General features: G+C 63.9%; 22 protein-coding genes. 5 read left to right on the forward strand and 17 right to left on the reverse strand.

Annotated features, from left to right (window positions below):
• Positions 1–251 precede the first annotated feature (251 nt).
• The 8 genes from AC1DZ8_RS03935 to ureC form a co-directional block, all read right to left on the reverse strand.
• A complete protein-coding gene (locus AC1DZ8_RS03935) occupies positions 252–1019 on the reverse strand; it encodes a class II aldolase and adducin N-terminal domain-containing protein (protein ID WP_477306087.1) in 768 nt (255 codons plus the stop codon).
• Positions 1020–1084: 65 nt separating this feature from the next.
• On the reverse strand, positions 1085–1717 hold the full coding sequence (ureG, locus tag AC1DZ8_RS03940) for an urease accessory protein UreG (protein ID WP_477306088.1): 633 nt from the start codon (positions 1715–1717) through the stop codon (positions 1085–1087).
• Positions 1714–2154, reverse strand: a complete 441-nt coding sequence (locus AC1DZ8_RS03945; RefSeq protein ID WP_477306089.1) for a DUF3995 domain-containing protein — start codon at positions 2152–2154, stop codon at positions 1714–1716. Before AC1DZ8_RS03945 ends, ureG begins: the two co-directional genes overlap by 4 nt.
• A complete protein-coding gene (locus AC1DZ8_RS03950) occupies positions 2151–2822 on the reverse strand; it encodes an urease accessory protein UreF (RefSeq protein ID WP_477306146.1) in 672 nt (223 codons plus the stop codon). The genes AC1DZ8_RS03945 and AC1DZ8_RS03950 overlap by 4 nt, the downstream gene beginning before the upstream one ends.
• Complete coding sequence (locus AC1DZ8_RS03955; RefSeq protein ID WP_477400327.1) at positions 2815–3414, reverse strand: urease accessory protein UreE; 600 nt, start codon at positions 3412–3414, stop codon at positions 2815–2817. The genes AC1DZ8_RS03950 and AC1DZ8_RS03955 overlap by 8 nt, the downstream gene beginning before the upstream one ends.
• The gene (locus tag AC1DZ8_RS03960; protein WP_477306093.1) at positions 3411–4016 is read right to left on the reverse strand and encodes a glutathione S-transferase family protein; all 606 of its coding nucleotides are present in this window, start codon (positions 4014–4016) and stop codon (positions 3411–3413) included. The genes AC1DZ8_RS03955 and AC1DZ8_RS03960 overlap by 4 nt, the downstream gene beginning before the upstream one ends.
• 43 nt (positions 4017–4059) lie before the next feature.
• Complete coding sequence (locus AC1DZ8_RS03965; protein WP_477306095.1) at positions 4060–4653, reverse strand: hypothetical protein; 594 nt, start codon at positions 4651–4653, stop codon at positions 4060–4062.
• Between the two features lie 93 nt (positions 4654–4746).
• Positions 4747–6459, reverse strand: a complete 1713-nt coding sequence (gene ureC, locus AC1DZ8_RS03970; RefSeq protein ID WP_477306097.1) for an urease subunit alpha — start codon at positions 6457–6459, stop codon at positions 4747–4749.
• Between the two features lie 179 nt (positions 6460–6638).
• Between ureC and AC1DZ8_RS03975 the strand changes: the two genes are divergently transcribed.
• Positions 6639–7001 carry a hypothetical protein gene (locus AC1DZ8_RS03975; RefSeq protein WP_477306099.1) on the forward strand — a complete coding sequence of 121 codons (363 nt, stop codon included), beginning with the start codon at positions 6639–6641 and terminating at the stop codon, positions 6999–7001.
• A 129-nt stretch (positions 7002–7130) separates the two neighbouring features.
• Positions 7131–7616, forward strand: coding sequence for a hypothetical protein (locus tag AC1DZ8_RS03980; RefSeq protein ID WP_477306101.1), 486 nt, complete (start codon positions 7131–7133; stop codon positions 7614–7616).
• 26 nt (positions 7617–7642) lie between these two features.
• Here the strand turns inward: AC1DZ8_RS03980 and AC1DZ8_RS03985 are convergent, their stop codons facing one another.
• Genes AC1DZ8_RS03985 through AC1DZ8_RS04005 form a run of 5 tightly spaced genes read right to left on the reverse strand, consistent with a single transcriptional unit; the run spans position 7643 to position 10019 of the window.
• Positions 7643–7948, reverse strand: coding sequence for an urease subunit beta (locus AC1DZ8_RS03985; protein ID WP_477306103.1), 306 nt, complete (start codon positions 7946–7948; stop codon positions 7643–7645).
• A gap of 8 nt (positions 7949–7956) precedes the next feature.
• Entirely contained in the window at positions 7957–8550 is a 594-nt protein-coding gene (locus tag AC1DZ8_RS03990; protein WP_477306105.1) for a HupE/UreJ family protein, read from the reverse strand.
• 29 nt (positions 8551–8579) lie between these two features.
• On the reverse strand, positions 8580–8834 hold the full coding sequence (locus tag AC1DZ8_RS03995) for a DUF1272 domain-containing protein (protein ID WP_477306107.1): 255 nt from the start codon (positions 8832–8834) through the stop codon (positions 8580–8582).
• Between the two features lie 9 nt (positions 8835–8843).
• Complete coding sequence (locus AC1DZ8_RS04000) at positions 8844–9146, reverse strand: urease subunit gamma (RefSeq protein WP_023693076.1); 303 nt, start codon at positions 9144–9146, stop codon at positions 8844–8846.
• 30 nt (positions 9147–9176) lie between these two features.
• Entirely contained in the window at positions 9177–10019 is an 843-nt protein-coding gene (locus tag AC1DZ8_RS04005; RefSeq protein WP_477306108.1) for an urease accessory protein UreD, read from the reverse strand.
• A gap of 214 nt (positions 10020–10233) precedes the next feature.
• Here AC1DZ8_RS04005 and AC1DZ8_RS04010 point away from each other — a divergent pair, with 214 nt between their 5' ends.
• From AC1DZ8_RS04010 to AC1DZ8_RS04020, 3 genes are all read left to right on the forward strand, one after another.
• Positions 10234–10488, forward strand: coding sequence for an acyl carrier protein (locus AC1DZ8_RS04010; protein WP_023671226.1), 255 nt, complete (start codon positions 10234–10236; stop codon positions 10486–10488).
• Positions 10489–11697 carry a beta-ketoacyl-[acyl-carrier-protein] synthase family protein gene (locus AC1DZ8_RS04015; RefSeq protein ID WP_477306110.1) on the forward strand — a complete coding sequence of 403 codons (1209 nt, stop codon included), beginning with the start codon at positions 10489–10491 and terminating at the stop codon, positions 11695–11697. It abuts the gene before it with no gap.
• Between the two features lie 144 nt (positions 11698–11841).
• Positions 11842–12546, forward strand: coding sequence for a glutathione S-transferase family protein (locus AC1DZ8_RS04020; RefSeq protein ID WP_477306112.1), 705 nt, complete (start codon positions 11842–11844; stop codon positions 12544–12546).
• A 112-nt stretch (positions 12547–12658) separates the two neighbouring features.
• Here the strand turns inward: AC1DZ8_RS04020 and AC1DZ8_RS04025 are convergent, their stop codons facing one another.
• From AC1DZ8_RS04025 to AC1DZ8_RS04040, 4 genes are all read right to left on the reverse strand, one after another.
• Positions 12659–13009 (reverse strand): hypothetical protein, encoded by a 351-nt coding sequence (locus tag AC1DZ8_RS04025; RefSeq protein WP_477306114.1) that lies wholly within the window; start codon positions 13007–13009, stop codon positions 12659–12661.
• An 86-nt stretch (positions 13010–13095) separates the two neighbouring features.
• On the reverse strand, positions 13096–13716 hold the full coding sequence (locus AC1DZ8_RS04030) for a nucleoside triphosphate hydrolase (protein ID WP_477306116.1): 621 nt from the start codon (positions 13714–13716) through the stop codon (positions 13096–13098).
• Between the two features lie 90 nt (positions 13717–13806).
• Positions 13807–14898: a hypothetical protein gene (locus AC1DZ8_RS04035; protein WP_477306118.1), complete on the reverse strand. Its 1092-nt coding sequence runs from the start codon at positions 14896–14898 to the stop codon at positions 13807–13809.
• 121 nt (positions 14899–15019) lie between these two features.
• A complete protein-coding gene (locus AC1DZ8_RS04040) occupies positions 15020–16831 on the reverse strand; it encodes a methyl-accepting chemotaxis protein (RefSeq protein ID WP_477306120.1) in 1812 nt (603 codons plus the stop codon).
• Positions 16832–17125 lie beyond the last annotated feature (294 nt).

Below are 17125 nucleotides of genomic sequence, written 5' to 3' on the forward strand. Positions count from 1 at the left end.
ACCCCCACTCCGTCTCGGCTTCGCCGAGCCACCTCTCCCCCGATCGACGGGTAGAGGAAAGGCGCCAAGCTTTTTGCCGTCAAACGCTCGTCCAGCAAGGCTCCCTTCCTTTCCCTCCGGAGGGGGGAAAGGTGGCGCTGCGAAGCAGCGACGGATTGGGGGAACCACCTGGCAATCAAGCCTTACGCCGATCAGTCACACCAATCACAGAAGGTGTGCGTAGCGTAAACGGGAGAAGGAAGGATGGTCGCTCAGCTCCGGTAGACCGGCTCCTCTTCGTCGAGGATCGCCTTCAGCTCGGCGAGATGCCGCTCGGCCTGGCCGGGATAGTCGTCCATCTCGCTCGCTGCCTTCTCGGCAATGGCGTCGGACAGTGTGCGCAGCGGACGACCGGTCCACAGCGCCTTGATGTAGGTCTCGGCGGCGCGCTCGAAATAGAACATGCGGTTGAAGGCGTCGGCGACGGTATCGCCGATGACCATGACGCCATGATTGCCCATCACCATCACTTTGACCTTGGGATCGGTCAGAAGCTGCGAGCAGCGCTCGCCCTCTTCCTCGAAAGCCAACCCGCCATAATGGGCGTCGACGACGTGGCGGTTGAAGAACATCGCCGAGTTCTGGTCGATCGGCGGCAGGGTCGAGTCGGCCAGCGAGGCCAGTACGGTGGCGTGGATCGAATGCACATGCATGGCGCAGCGGGCATGCGGCACATTGCGATGGATGGCGCCGTGCAGGCCCCAGGCGGTCGGGTCGGGAGCATTCGGGCCGGTCAGCGTGTCCGGATCGTTGGCGTCGATCAGCAGAAGATCGCTCGCCTTGATGCGTGAGAAATGCACCTGGTTGGGGTTCATCAGGAATTTGGTGCCGTCTTCGTTGACCGACAGCGAGAAATGGTTGGCCACCGCCTCATGCATGTTGAGCCTTGCCGTCCAGCGGAAGGCCGCGGCGAGATCGACGCGCTCTTCATAGTAGGGAAGGTTGGTCAGCGTTTCCTTCTGCAGGCGGGCGATGCTCATTTGAAAACCTCCGTTTTCAGGAGAATGCCGCGCCCAACCCCGGCCAGCAACCGGTAAGTACTGGCTCAGGCCGCCGTGCGAGCCGGTTGCAGCCCGCCATGCTCGACGATGAAGTCGATCACCTCCTGCAGCCCCTTGCCGCGCGAGAGATCCGTAAAGCCGAAGGGGCGCTTGCCGCGCATGCGGGCGGCGTCGCTCTCCATGACATCGAGATTGACGTTCACATAGGGCGCCAGATCGCTCTTGTTGATGATGAGGAAATCGGAACGGGTGATCGCCGGCCCGCCCTTGCGCGGGATCTCCTCGCCCTGGCAAACCGAGATGACATAAAGCGTCAGGTCGGCAAGGTCCGGCGAGAAGGTTGCGGCAAGATTGTCGCCGCCGGATTCGATGAAGACGATGTCGAGATCCGGGAATTTTTTGTTGAGCCCGGCGATCGCTTGCAGATTGATCGAGGCGTCCTCGCGAATGGCGGTGTGCGGGCAGCCGCCGGTCTCGACGCCGACGATGCGGTCTTCCGGCAGCGCCTGCAGGCGGGCCAGCATCATGGCGTCTTCCTTGGTGTAGATGTCGTTGGTGACGACGGCGATGGAAAAATCGTCGCGCAGCGCCTTGCAGAGCTTTTCCGTCAGCGTCGTCTTGCCGGAGCCGACCGGGCCGCCGATGCCGATGCGAAGGGGGCCGTTGGCCTGGGTCATGCCGAAAACTCCGTGATTGCAAGGATTGCGAAGCTGAGCCCGATCAGCAGGCAGAGCGGCGAATAGAAACTGACGTCGAGCCGGGCAAAAGGCTGTTCCGGCGCCAGCCGGCGCCACCAGGGCGTGAAGCCGGCGATGCCGCGGCCGAGGAAAACCAGCCCGATGAGCAGCGCTGTGGCGGCGAGGCCTTCCCTTGGAAAAGGCGAGGCAAAGACACCGGCGAGCGCCAGAGGCCACAGCGTTGCGAGGCACAGGCACGCGGCAACGGCAAAACAGGCAAACGGCGTCGGCATCTCGTCGACGCCGCGAAAGCCGACGACAGCATGGGCGCAGGAAGCGCCGTCCCTGCCCGGCCAGATGCCGCCAAGGCCCCAATAGGCATGCAGCGCCGTGATCAGCAGCAGGACGGCCGAGAGGGCGAAGGCGAGCGTGGTCATGAGCGGAACAGCCTGGAATATTGCGTCTCGTGTTTCATCGCCATGACGTCGGAGATGAAGGCGCAGCCGCCAAGATCGTCCAACGTCGAGCCGGCCGCCCGCGCGGCAGCCGACAGCGCCACCGGCTCGAAGCCGGCGAGCAGGGCAGTCGCTCCGCTTTGGCCGACGACGCCGAGCCGGATCGCCGCCTGGACGAGGTTGGAGAAAAAGGCCTGCAGGAAGGCTGACAGCGCGTCCTGAAGCGCGATGCCGTTGCCGCCGGCAACGGCGCCGACGGCGACACAGTAGGCGCACTCGGCCGGCAAACGCGCCAGCACGGGATTGGGCCAGGCCGACGCCGCTTTCAGGAAAGCAGCGCCTTGCAGCATGGTTTCGGTGTGGCGCTCATGCGAGCCGGCCAGCGCTTCGGCGAGATCGGCAATCTCGGCGAGATCGCCGCCGTCGCGGGCACGGCGCCAGCTTTCAGCAAACAGCACGGCGTCGTTCCAGCCAGAGCCCATCTCGACCAGCGTTTCCAACCAGCCGGAGAGGCTCTCGCTGTCGATAACCAGTCCGTCATGCACCGCCCGTTCGAGGCCATGGCTGTAGGAGAAGCCGCCAACCGGAAATGCCGGTGACAGCCAGGCCATCAACCGCAGCAGAGCGACGCCGGACGGCTGGTCAGTCATGATCGTGGTGGTGCCCGTCATGCGAATGGCTGTGCGAATGGGAATGGGATACGCTATGCGAGTGAGAATGCGCCTCGGCGTGGCTGTGTGCATCCGCCTCGGCATGCGCATGGCCGTGATCGTGGCCGCCGGAATAGGCGCCGCGCACCGGCTTGAACGGCTCGGTGACGTCGCGCACCGTGGCGCCGAGCCCTTCCAGCATCGCCTTGATGACATGGTCGCGTAAAATCAGGATGCGGCCGGCCTCGATGCTCGCGGCGAGATGCCGGTTGCCGATATGCCAGGCAAGCTCGGTCAGGTGCACGCCATCGCGAGCGCGGATGTCGTAGACCTCTTCGGGTGCTGCAGTGATTTCGACATGACGGCCGTCTTCCAGCACCAGCCGGTCGCCATCATTCAGGGTCACGGGTTCAGGCAGGTCGACCAGCACCTTGCTGCCGTCGGCAAGTTCGATGGCCCGGCGGCGCAGATGGCGCTCGTCATGGGGCAGAATGGCACGGCCGGATGGCGCAGCGACCCCGGCCTTGCCGGCTGGCAGCACCGAGACGGCGCGCGGAAATTTGGTGAAGTCGGTGTTGAGGTTGAGTTTCATCGCATGGCTCCGCCATTGGCTTGCGCCCGCGCACGGGCAGGCCGCGCCAAGACGCGGTCGAAATAGGCGTTGACGCGCTCGGATTCGATCGGGAACTTTCCGGCACGGGCCCAGTTGCCCATGTCGCCCAACAACACGTCGACGGCAGAGAACCGATCACCGAGCGCAAACGGCTTGTCGCCCAGGCGGCGGTCCAGCGCCTTGGTCTCGGAGGCGAAATCGTAGGCGGCGGCGGGGCCGACATCGACCCGCACTTCCTTCGGCAGCAGGAAGCGGTGGCGCACCTTGTTCCACAGCGGCGCCTCGAACTCCGACTGGGCGAAATGCATCCACGAATCCATTTCGGCGCGGCCGGCGAGGCCGGGATTGGCGCCCAAACCCTTGTCTGCATGCTTGTCGGCGAGATAGACGCAGATCGCCGCCGAATCCGTCACCGTCAGTTCACCGTCGATCAGGATCGGCACCTTGCCCGACGGGTTGAGCGCATAGGCCTCCGGCGAGCGCAATTTGACTTCGACGAATTCATAGGGCTGCCCGAGTTCCTCGAGCATCCAGAGAACACGGCTGACGCGGGAGCCGCGCGATCCGATGGCCTTGTACATGGTTGAACCCTTTTTCTCCTGGACCGTAGACCATCGCGCCCGCTCAGACGATGGTGTCGAAGAGCCGCAGGATGAACGAGACCTGATAGATCAGCGTGCCGACGACAAAGGCGATGTGGAAGCGGCGGTCGCGCACCAGGATGGCGGCAATGCACAACAGGACGAAGATCGGCGTGCGGAACAGATATTCATTGCCGTAGCGGGCGAAATGCTCGGGACCTTTCAGGAGCGTGTCGACGACATCGAGCAGATAGGTAGTGGCCAGCAGGCCGAAGAACCAGCCGCGGCGCGAATAGAAGAAATCCTCGTAGCTGGTGTAGTCGAGCATCGAATCCGGAAACAGCAAAGCGCACAGCAGGAACAGCGTGATGGCGTAGAAGATCAGGAACAGGTACTTGCCGAAGGTCCAGGTCTCGATGGTGTACAGGCCGAACTCCCACCACCAGAAATGCACGAGCAGCAACAGCATGGAGGCGACCCAGGCAAGGTGTACGGGATAGAGCTTGTACTGGCCGGGGTGCTGGACGATGCGGGCGAGCCCCGACAAAAGGCGAGTGACGCCAAGCCCGATCACCATGCCCATGACGATGCGGATATGCGGGAAGATGTCGTGGGCGGACGCTATTTCGGTGGCCATGCCTGATCACTATGCGGCTTATCGTGGGCAGCATATTGCGGCGTCCGAATGCCCGCCGCAACGCATTTTGCCCGGTCGGTCTGAATGCCGGCGTCAGAAGAGAAAATACCGCTGCGCCATAGGCAGCACGGTTGCCGGCTCGCAGGTGAGCAACTCACCGTCGGCGCGAACCTCATAGGTTTCGGGGTCGACCTCGACGTGCGGCGTGGCGTCGTTGAGCACCATCGAATGCTTGCCGATGCCGCCGCGGGTGTTTTCGACGGCAACGAACTGCTTGTCGACGCCGAGCCTGCCGTGCAGGCCGGACTCCAGCGCCGCCTTGGAAACGAAAGTCACCGACGAGTTGGTCCTGGCCTTGCCATAGGCGCCGAACATCGGCCGGTAATGCATCGGCTGCGGTGTCGGGATCGAGGCGTTGGGGTCGCCCATCGGAGCAGCGGCGATCATGCCGCCGATCAGCACCATGTCCGGCTTGACGCCGAAGAAGGCCGGGTTCCACAGCACCAGATCGGCGCGTTTGCCGACCGCGATCGAGCCGATGTCCTTCGACAAGCCATGCGCGATGGCCGGGTTGATGGTGTATTTGGCGATGTAGCGGCGGACGCGGAAATTGTCATTGTTGCCGGTCTCCTGCGGCAGCGAACCGCGCTGGCGCTTCATCTTGTCGGCGGTCTGCCAGGTGCGGATCGCCACCTCGCCGACGCGGCCCATGGCCTGCGAGTCCGACGAGATGATCGAGAAGGCGCCGATGTCATGCAAAATGTCTTCCGCGGCGATGGTCTCCTTGCGGATGCGGCTTTCGGCAAAGGCGATGTCCTCGGGGATCGACGGCGACAGATGATGGCAGACCATCAGCATGTCGAGATGCTCGGCCAGCGTGTTGACGGTGTAGGGCCGTGTCGGGTTGGTCGAGGACGGGATGACGTTGGGCAGGCCGCAGACCTTGATGATGTCAGGGGCATGGCCGCCGCCGGCGCCTTCGGTGTGGAAGGCATGGATGGTGCGTCCCTTGATCGCCGCGACGGTGTTTTCGACAAAGCCGGACTCGTTCAGCGTGTCGGTGTGGATCATCACCTGCACGTCGTAGTCGTCGGCGACCGACAGGCAGCAGTCGATGGCCGCCGGCGTCGTGCCCCAGTCCTCATGCAGCTTCAGCGAACAGGCGCCGCCCATCACCATTTCCTCCAGCGCGGCCGGCAGGGAGGCGTTGCCCTTGCCCGACAGGCCGATGTTCATCGGAAAAGCATCGAACGACTGGATCATGCGCGCCATGTGCCAGGGCCCCGGCGTGCAAGTGGTGGCCAGCGTGCCATGCGCCGGGCCGGTGCCGCCGCCAAGCATGGTGGTGATGCCCGACATCAGCGCCTCGTCGATCTGCTGCGGGCAGATGAAGTGGATATGCGCGTCGAAGCCGCCGGCGGTGAGGATCTTGCCCTCGCCGGCAATGATCTCGGTGCCGGGGCCGATGATGATGGTGACGCCGTCCTGCGTATCCGGATTGCCGGCCTTTCCGATGGCCGCAATACGACCGTCCCTGAGGCCGATATCGGCCTTGAAGATGCCGGCCGACGCATCGATCACCAGCGCGTTGGTGATGACGGTGTCGACCGCACCCTGCGCACGAGAAACCTGGCTTTGGCCCATGCCGTCGCGGATGACCTTGCCGCCGCCGAATTTCACTTCCTCGCCATGGATGGTGAGGTCCTTTTCGACCTCGATGAACAGTTCGGTGTCGGCAAGCCGCACCTTGTCGCCGACCGTCGGACCATACATCTGCGCATAGGCGGCGCGGGTAATTCTAGCCATCAGCAAATGCTCCCAAAAACCGGTCTGGCCGAAGCCGAACTCCACATCGTCGCCATCCAATGGTCATGCAATGACCCGCTCGGCGACACCTTCTGATCCCATTTGGCGGTTGAGGTTAATGCGCAACCCCGAACCGACCGTTTGCCAAATCCCTGGCCAAATCGATGGAAGGAAAATCCATGCGCAAAATCATCGTTCTCGCAGCCGCCGCCACGCTGGCCTCCGCGACTATTGCCGGTGCCCAGCAGCAGCCGACGCCGCAGCCGAAGCCCGCTGCGCCGAGCGCCCAGCCGGCGGCGCCGGCGATCCAGAGCGTCAACATCGTCGATATTACCGAGTTGCCTGAGGCAACCCAAACGCAGGTCAACCAGGTGATCGCCAAGCGCGGCGATGCCGGGCTGCAAAAACTGCGCAGCTCGATCGATGCGACACCGCAGCTGAAGTCGGCGCTCGAAGCCAAGGGGCTCACCTCGGCACAGGTGGTCGCCGCCAGCATGACCACCAATGGCGCGCTGACCCTGGTCACCAAGAAGGCGAGCTGACGACAAGGCTCGGCGGGTCGGCATCCGGCCCGCCGGCCCTATCGCAGAGGGAACCTTCGCCGGACAGGAGTCGTTTGGCTTCTTTGGCGCCGAACGGCGTTGCGCAGAAAAGTTCGCCGGGAGCGATCTATGCCGACCATTCCCTTTGCCGACGCCAGATGGCTCCGGAGCATTGCCACATGCGTGTTCCTCGCGGCCTACGGCCCACCTGCCGCGCAGGCCGTTGAAAGCCAGGAGACCGTCAACCGGATCGTCGGCTCGGACGTGCGGCAGGAAGAGGCGCGAACGACGACGGAGACCGGAAAGCTCATCGCCGCGATCGAGCGGACGCGTGAAAACATCGGCACCGTGCGCAAGACATCCAAGCTCGACACGGTGGATATCGTCTTCCTCACCGATGCGGCGCGCAGCGAAGGCGGCCCACCGCCTGCCGTCGAGAGCAAGGTCAGGCAGCATCAGGACGACATCACGGAATTGCGCAAGGAGATCGACGCCAACGCGCTGCTGTTCAATGCTATCGATTCCAGGCGCGTGCTGGCGCAAGACGTTCTCGCTGTCGAATTCGACGGGCCTGCAGGAATCGTCATTTATGCAGCGGCCAGGCCGTCGAACTGATTTCAGGGCGTTCGACCCTGTCGATCTCACAGCCTGCCCATGATTTTCTGCTGGAAACCATAGACCTCGCGTTTTCCACCGAGCGGCACCAGCGTGACGTCGCGTTCTTGTCCCGGCTCGAAGCGCATTGCGGTGCCGGCAGCAATGTCGAGACGCATGCCGCGGGCTTTGTCGCGGTCGAATTTCAGCCCCTCATTGGTTTCGAAGAAATGGTAGTGGCTGCCGACCTGGATCGGACGGTCGCCACTGTTGGCGACTTTGAGCGTCACGGTCAGCAGACCCTTGTTGAGCTCGATGTCGCCGCTTGCGGTGATGACTTCGCCGGGGATCATCTCAGGTCTCACAGAACGCCGAAGACCAGGCCGACGCCGACCGCAGCACACGCCGCACCGGCAGCGCGGGCGAGGCCGCGAAAGCGCATGCCGAGACCGAGGCCGGCGGCGATGCCGATGGCATGAAGAAGGGCCGTGGCGACAGCAAAGCCGGCCATATAGTCAAGCCCACCGGCATTTTCTGGCACTTCGGTGCCATGGGCATGGCCATGGAACAGCGCGAACAGGCCGATGATGGCGACGCCGGTGGAGACCGGCAGATCCACCGCCAGCGCGACCAGCAGGCCGAGCGCGACGACGGAAGCCAAAATGCCCGGCTCGACGAAAGGCAAGGGCACATGCAGCATACCGAGCGCGCCGCCGGCCAGCATGACGCCGACAAAGGCCAGCGGCCAGGCCCATATCGCCTTGCCGCCCTTGAGCGCGGCCCATAGGCCGACGGCGATCATGACCGTCATATGGTCGAGGCCGGACAGCGGATGCGCGAAGCCCGCCATGAAGGACGAGGTCGAGCCGATGCCGACATGGGCATAGGCGGGCATGGCGGCTGCCAAGAGCAGGATCGCGGCAAGCGTGGTGCGTTTGGTTGAAGCAGAGATCATCGTTCCTACCTTCCAATTCACGGTAACAATCATGCGGCCTTGCGCGGACCGCAGCCTTCGGCTTTGAGCACGCGTTTGGTCGAGGCCGGATATTTCTTCAGCTTCTCCACCGGCCGGATAGGACGCGCGGAAAAATTGCCGCCGCAGTTCGGGCAGACGCCGCCCAGCACATCGTCAGCGCAGTCGGCGCAAAACGTGCATTCGAAGGTGCAGATCAGCGCATCCGTCGCTTCCGGCGGCAGGTCCTTGTCGCAGCATTCACAGTTGGGCCTGAGTTCGAGCATCTCTTCTCCTCACCTGATCGGTTCGTGCACCGTCACCAGCTTGGTGCCGTCGGGAAACGTCGCCTCGACCTGCACGTCGTGGATCATCTCGGCGATGCCTTCCATGACCTGCGCACGGGTGACGACATGGGCGCCGGCCTCCATCAGTTCGGCGACCGGGCGGCCGTCGCGGGCGCCCTCGACGACGAAATCGGTGATCAGCGCGATCGCCTCGGGGTGATTGAGCTTGACGCCGCGTTCCAGCCGCTTGCGTGCCACGATCGCCGCCATGGCGATGAGCAGCTTGTCCTTTTCACGCGGCGTAAGGTTCATGCGCTTTCCTGGATTTGGCCTGGATTTGACTCAGAGTGACCATAATTTGGGCAGACCGGCCCGCCCGTTGAGCAGTTCGACGAGCGGAACCAGCCGCTTGCGCAGCTGGTAACCGTTCTCGGCAAACAGCCTCGCAAGAAGCTTGCCAGATTGTTTCACGCTCCAGGCGCTGGCATCGCCGTCGGCGCCGATAATGTCGCGGGCCGGATCGAGCAAGGTTTCGGCATACGGCGAAACCATCAGCAGCGTCGCCACCGCAATGGCGCCGCCGGCAACCGCCGGACGGCCAAGGGCGGCTGCAATCGCCGGCCCAATGCGGAAATCCTCGGTATGAATGAGCGCACCGTCCTGGCGGACCCGCCAGCGGTCGTGGAAATGGCCTTGCCTTGCCTGTTCGCCCATGGCCAGGCGGCCAAAGACGGTGGCCTCGAGCAGCAATGCCTCGGCGCCTGCGGCGAGCTCGACGTCGAGCGTGCGGGCAAAGGCCGAGCGGTCGAAGACGATGGTTTCCTGCGGCAGCCAGGCGATGCGGCCGTTCGCGCCGACGCTCAGCTTTACCCGCACTTCGGCACGGTCGCTTTCGGCGCGATAGATCTTTTCGCAGGCCTGGGTGGTGATCGAAGCGGAGGCAGCTGGCCCCACATCGATCTCCCAGCCAAGCCGATCGCCGCCAGTCAGCCCGCCTGCGGTGTTGATGAGCACGGCTTCGAGCGGATCGGCCGCAACCGCCGGCATGCGGATCTTTGCCGATCCGTCCTGATAGAGGCGCGAAAGCCTGGTGCGGCCGGCACTGACGCCGCATGCAAGCCGAGCCGCACCAGCGACGCGCTGGGCCGGCAGCACCGCGGTTGAGCCATGTTGCAACGTATCCATCGCCCCAACGTTAAGCACTCCGGCTGCTTTGTCGATATGTAGCTTGTTGATATAGCTTGTTGCTTGACAGCGTTTCCGTTTCTATAGAGGGAGCCTCTTTGGAACGGTCATGCCGCGCCTGGCGGGGTTTTGAAGGCGACGGCGATTTTCAGTCCAGGCAACACGGCGCCAACCAATCGGCGCCGCGAAATGATAAAATTGGGGAAGGAATCGAATGGCTGACGAGCTGGCAACGGAAATCATCGCCAAGATCAGGGCACATGCGGAGCCCGGCGGCGAAGAGATCACCACCAATACGGAATTGACCGCGCTTGGCATCCATTCCCTGGAACTGACCGAGATCATCTTCGATCTCGAGGAGCAGTACGGCATCGAGATCGAGATGAACACGGTCGATGCCTGGAGCAATCTGAAGAATGTCGGCGACATGGTCGAGGCTGTTCGCGCGCTGATCGCGAAGAAAGCCTGAATGCACAAGCGCGTCGTCATTACCGGCATAGGCGGCATATGCGGGCTTGGCACCAATGCGCCTGCGATCTGGAACGAAATGCGCGCGGGACGTTCGGCGATCGGCCAGATCGACAACCCGCTGCTGCATGATTTGAAGGTCAAGGTCGGCTGCGAGATCAAGGCGATGCCCGAGCACGGCATCGGCCACAAGCAGACCGTGTCGATGGACCGCTTCAGCCTCTTGGCAACGATTGCCGCGCGCGAGGCCATGCAGCATGCCGGACTGACGTCGAATGAAGCCACCACCTACCGGATGGGCACGGTGGTCGGCGTCGGCGTCTGCGGCTGGGAAGCGATCGAGGAAAACTATCGCGCCATCCTGATCGACGGCAAGAACCGGGCCGGAATCTTCACCGTGCCGAAAGTGATGCCAAGCGCGGCATCCGGCCATGTCAGCATGAATCTCGGCCTGCGCGGGCCGGTTTTCGGCGTCACTTCGGCCTGCTCGTCGTCCAATCATGCCTTTGCCTCGGCGGTCGACCAGATCAGGCTCGGCCGTGCCGACGTCATGGTCGCCGGCGGCACCGATGCGCCGCTGGTCTGGGGCATCCTGAAGGGCTGGGAGGCGCTGCGGGTGCTGGCACCCGACACTTGCCGGCCGTTCTCAGCCGACCGCCAGGGCCTGTCGCTGGGCGAAGGCGCCGGGATGGCGGTGCTGGAAACCTATGAACACGCCATGGCGCGCGGCGCCGACATCCTGGCCGAGATCGCCGGCGCCGGCCTTTCCGCCGACGCATCCGACATCGTCGCACCGACTGTCGAAGGACCGACGGCTGCGATGCGCGCCTGCCTGGCCGACGCCAGGCTCAACCCCGAGGACGTCGACTATCTCAACGCCCACGGCACCGGGACCAAGGCCAATGACCAGATCGAGACGGCGGCGATCAAGCGCGTGTTCGGCGACCACGCCTACAAGCTTTCGGTGTCGTCGACCAAATCCATGCACGCCCACTGCCTCGGCGCCTCGGGCGGGCTGGAGATGATCGCCTGCGTGATGGCGATCCGCGAAGGCCTCGTGCCGCCGACGGCCAATTTCCGGCAGGCCGACCCCGATTGCGATCTCGACGTCACGCCCAATGTGGCGCGCGAGCGCAAGGTGCGGGCGGCGATCAGCAACGGTTTTGCCTTTGGCGGCACCAATGCCGTGGTGGCGTTCAAGGCGGTCTGACTACAAGCGGCAGGCACAGGCCCGCGCTGGTGGAGACGGGTGTGTACACTGCCCACCGGTTGATCGGCAAAGACGTCGCGGATAATCCTTCGCAACCCGCCAAACTGCGCGATGCCGCGCCCAAATTCCCGACCGGAGCTTTCGATGACCGACCTGTCCGCCTTTCCGATCACCAAGCGCTGGCCGGCCAAGCACCCCGACCGCCTGCAGCTCTATTCGGCGACGACGCCGAACGGCGTGAAAATATCCATTGCGCTGGAAGAACTCGGTCTGCCCTATGAGGCGCATCTGGTCGAGATCGGCAAGGACCAGAGCTGGACGCCGGAATTCCTGTCGCTGAACCCGAACGGCAAGATACCGGCCATCATCGATCCCGACGGTCCGGGCGGCAAGCCGTTCGGCCTGTTCGAATCCGGCGCCATCCTGCTCTACCTCACCGACAAGACCGGCAAGCTGATCCCGGCCGATCCGGCGCGGCGCTACGAGACCATCCAGTGGGTGTTCTTCCAGATGGCGGCGATCGGGCCGATCTTCGGACAGGTCGGGTTTTTCAACAAATTCGCGGGACGCGAGATCGCCGACAAGCGGCCGCTGGATCGCTATCGCAACGAATCGCGGCGGCTGATCGGCGTGCTCGAGACAAGGCTGAAAGGCCGCAGCTGGATCATGGATGACGATTTTACCATCGCCGACATTTCGATGCTGGGCTGGGTGCGCAATCTGATCGGCTTCTACGAGGCGCGGGAACTCGTCGGCTTCGACGATTTCCCCAGCGTTGCGGCATGGCTGGAGCGTGGCCTGGCGCGGCCTGCGGTGCAACGAGGCCTCACCATTCCAGCTAAAGGCTGACGAGCAAAGCCGCTTGAAAGCGGCTTTCCCCTTTTTGTTTGACGCAATTCCCAAGGGAAAGCGTTACGCGCTTTTCCCGGGAAAACCGCCTCACACTTTTCCTGGAATTGCTCTACTTCGCCTTGGCTTTGGCCTTGGAGCCGCCTCTGCCCATGACAGACGAGGCGAGCGATGCCGCTCCCCTGGCCGTGGCGACAACCGCGCCGGCAGCAACGTTGGCTACATTGCGCATGGTGCTGACCGAACTGCCGGCGGCTGCCGGCTTCTTAGCCTTGGCAGGCTTTGCCGCCACCTTGGCCGCTACGGCCGGCACCACCTTCTTGGGCGCCGCCTTGCCGAAAGCCGGCTTTGCATCCTTGGAGCGTGCCGCGATTGCCGGACCTGCGCCTGCCTTTGCCTGAGTGGCTTTGGCGGGCGTTGCCCTGGATTTGGCGGCTGCGGGTTTTCTTGCTTTGGTTGCCATCGGACGAAATCCCTTTGTGGCGAAGTTGCCTCGTCAGCGATAACGACCTGAAAGTCTTAAGGTTCCCGTTCGGAAATCCAGCAAATTTATGCGTGATCGCCGATTACCAGGTCGGCCGAGCGCCGGCGGCCAAGCACGCGGTCGACGTTGGGCATGTCGTTGGAGACGATCCAGGCGCGTGCGTCTTCGTCGGAACGGCCATGCTCATGCCAGCGCACCAGCAGGCGGCGCTCTAGTTCGGTACGCGGCACATCGACAAAGATGGTGAAGTCGAACAAAGGCGCCAGCCGCGACCACGGCTCCTCGTCGAGCAGGAGGTAATTGCCCTCGACCAGGATGAATTTGGTCTCGGCGGCAACGATGGATGCTGCGGCGCGCGACAATTCCATGCTGCGGTCGAACACCGGGATGGCGATGTCGGGCTCGCCCGAACGGATGCGCTTCAACAGCGTTTCGAAACCGGCGAAATCGAAGGTTTCGGGAGCGCCTTTTCTGGGCCGCAGACCGCGCTGGTTGAGCACGATGTCGTCAAAGTGAAACCCGTCCATCGGCACGACTTCCGAAGCACCCTCGGGGAGCAGATCATGCAGGCTGGCCGACAGCGTCGATTTGCCGGCGCCGGGCGGGCCTGCAATGGCAACGATGAAGCGCTTCGCCTTGCCGGCGCGCTTGAAGATGGTGGCGGCGAGGTGGGCGATTTCGGACATGAGAGCCTTTTTGGCAGCGAGATGGTTTCGCCCGCCATCTTGGCGGCTGTTGGCGGAAATTTCAAACCCTGAACTTGCGATGCCGGCAGGCTACGCTGACTTGCCGATGCGCAAAAAGTCGCTATCGAACGCTACGTCGCGGGTCGAACCGTCGGCTCCGGTGAGGCGCATCTGACCATCCGCCGTCGCGATGTCCCGCGGCGGCTCGCCGCTTGCCTGCGGCAGCGCGCCGATGACATGGCGGAAGGAAACTTCGCCGCCGAGCGCAAAGGCGGTCGCCACCCCTTCACGCTTCAGCCAGTTGTCTCCGACCGATGCGGCATGGCCGACGGCGGCGCGGCCGTCCTCGATGCCGAGCACGCCGCGATGACGGCCGCTCCACGGCGCGTAGTCGCGGCCGCCATTGCTGAACCACAGCATGGTGACCGGCAATTCGGCCGGGTTTTTCAGCACCAGCACCAGATCCTGCTCGGCGCGGCGCGCCAACGCCGTCCAGCCCGGACCGCCATGATCGGCCTCGACCATGGTGATGAAATCCTCGCGCAGATCTTCCATGCGATAATCGGTGAGATCGAGCGTGCCGCCGCTGGCGGCCGGAAAGCGGGTCAGGTCGGTGGTTCGCGCGGGATAGGCAAGCTTGAAGCGGCCGCGGGCCGGATCGGGCTCCAGCGGCGTGTCCAGCGTCGCGGCAAAGCGCTTCGGTGAAAAGGCCAACCGGCCGCCGTCGCGCATCGCCGTCATCGGATGGTGGGCGGCGGACACCGCGCCCGAACCGCCGGAAAAGACATGTTCCTGGTAGAGGAAGGGATGACCGTCGCGCAGGGTGAAAATCTTGTCGACCGTGGCGCCCATGACCGTGCGGCGCAGCCGGAAAACAGCGCGCCAGCCATCGGATGTCGCTTCGCTGGCAACGACATCCCAGCCGCTGTTGGCCGGCCAGCCATGCAGCGGTGCAGCCTCGATATCGCTGGCCGAAAACGGCGCGCACAGGAAATCGCCGGAAAGGCGCACGGTGCCCTCGGGCAGGTCCGGCGGCAGCGTCTCGCCGGCATCGACCCAGGGCGCGCGGTGCAGCGGCTTCAGCTGGCGGCCATCGCTGTCGACGGTCATGTCGGCGATATGCCCGACGGTAAGGTCGAGCGTGACCGAAATGCCTTTTGCCTTGATCGTGACCGTATCCATCCATGCACCCGCTGATTCTGATGGCAGCGAACAAACCCGCTCCGCGCCGCTTGCGCAAGCGCAGCTTCCGGCATTTTGCATCAGACCAGTTCCACCCTTCCGCTTGTGAGGAGGGTGGGCGCTACTGCCGCTTGTACTCGCGCACCGGCGACTTGGTGCCGTCGGTGTAGGTGACCTGGACCGCCATCGACGTCACGCTGTCGGCGACCTTGAAGTAGGGCTGGTAGTCATAAGGGATGGCGTAAGGGTCTTTCTTGTCCCAAGGCGGCAGCTTGATCTCCTTGTCGAGCGCGGTGCCGTTCAGGCTGTAGCGCACCTCCTTGATGCCGCAACGGTACGACAGCATCTGCGAGAAATAGACCAGGCCGTGATTGCCGCTGGCGTCGAAGGCGATCCACGACGTCCAGAACTGGTCGAGGATCTGCTTGTTGCCCTGCTGGAGGGCGGCTTCCGGATCGAAGCTTATGTTGAACGGCCCGGTCTCGCGGCCCCTGAGATCGAGATATTTTACCCCGATGATGGTGGCCGCGGTGCTGTCGGGCAATTCGAAGCTCGGATTGGGCATCGGCTTGCCGGTGCGCTGGTCGTTCATCGCCATCAGCCCGGTGTCGGTGAACGGACCTGTTTCACCCAGGCGCCAGGAAATGCCGGTCGCCGCTTCGGGCAGCGAGATGGAGATCGTCCAGCCGGCATTGGAGCGCATCGGCGTCAGCGACGGGGCAAAGCGCGCGGGGTCGAGCACATCGCCAAGGGCCGTCAGCCGGGTGCGGCTGCGGTCGAGCCAGTCGGCAAGCTGCGTCTGGTCGACGAAATATTTGAGCAGACCGCCATCCTTTTCGTAGGAGACGAACTTGGTCAGCGCCTCGGCCTCGCTGCGCTTGTCGGACAGTGACTGGACGCCGAGCCGATCCTCGGAAAACTCCTGCGCGAGCAGATAGTAGGCCGGTGCGAAATCCGGATTGGCGGCGATGAAGGCGTTGAGCTTGTCGAGACGCTGGGCATCGTCGAACTGCAGGATATGGACCAGCTTGATCGACCGCGCCTTGCCCTTGTCGGCAAGCTGGCCGAACACTTCGCGCGCGCCCGCCTTGCCGTCCTGCACGCGCAGCAGGGTGGCAAAGCGTGTGTAGGGATCGACGGCATCGACATCGAAGCCGGCGAAGGCGAGATAGGAGCGGCGGGCGTTGAGCATGTCGCCGGACAGTTCGTAGACGCGGGCATTGTGGTAGAATTCATCCGGCCGCTTCGGCTCGGCGATCGCCCCGCCCTGCGCGGCCAATGCGGCAAAACCCTTGGCGATGGTGTCGATCGAGGCGGCGATCTGTTCGGTGGTCGCCTGCAGCTTGTCGGCCTGCTCGGCCTGTTTCTGCTGGCCGGCAGCGAGCGTTTCCGTGGTCTGCTTGACCTGATCGACAGTCTTTTGCGTCTGCGCACCCTGTTCGGTCTGCTGCTGCTGGTTGGACGCGATCTCTTCGGTCTTTTTCGCCACCGCGTCGGTCGACTGCTTGACCTGGTCGACCGTCTGCTGCGTCTCGGTAACCGTCTGCTCGATCTTGGCCACCCGGGCCGAGACGATGCCCATCTGCTGCTGCAGTTGGGCGATGGCCGGCACCAGGCCGGCGATCACGCCGTTTTGCGAATTGGTCTGCTGCTGCAGGCCGTAGACGCCGCCAGCGACGGCCGCCGCGCTGGTGGCAAAGATCAGCGCCGGCAGCGCCTTGGCCGCGAGCACCAGCCGCAGAACGATGGAGATGGCGATGATGGCGGCGGCAACCGAGGCGACCAGCGCGATGTAAGCGGCGAATGGCGCCAGCGGATTGAGGATGTCGGAAGCCGCCCCGCCGATGAAGGCGACGCTACCGGCCCATTTGCCGGTGCGGCTGAGCGAAGCCCTGATAAGCGATGGCGCAGCCGCGCCGATGTCATTGGCCATTGTCGAATCCCCCAAGCAATTGCCCGCAGCTATAGCAGCAGCGTAGCCCCGCAGGCAAAAAGGGGGCAGGAAACAGGCGATTTCGGGGCGAAGGTGGCGCAAGTTCCTCGCCCCCGCAAAGCGGGGGAGAGGTGGCCGCGAAGCGGCCGGAGAGGGGGCTTTGTAAAGCGCCATCCAGCAAACGAAGATCCCTGGAGCCTGTTCTGCACTGTCAGCGCAATCCCCTCTCCGTCTCGGCTACGCCGAGCCACCTCTCCCCCGCTCTGCGGGGGCGAGGAAAACCGGGCCTATGCG

This window comes from Mesorhizobium sp. P2_F7, assembly GCF_056403695.1.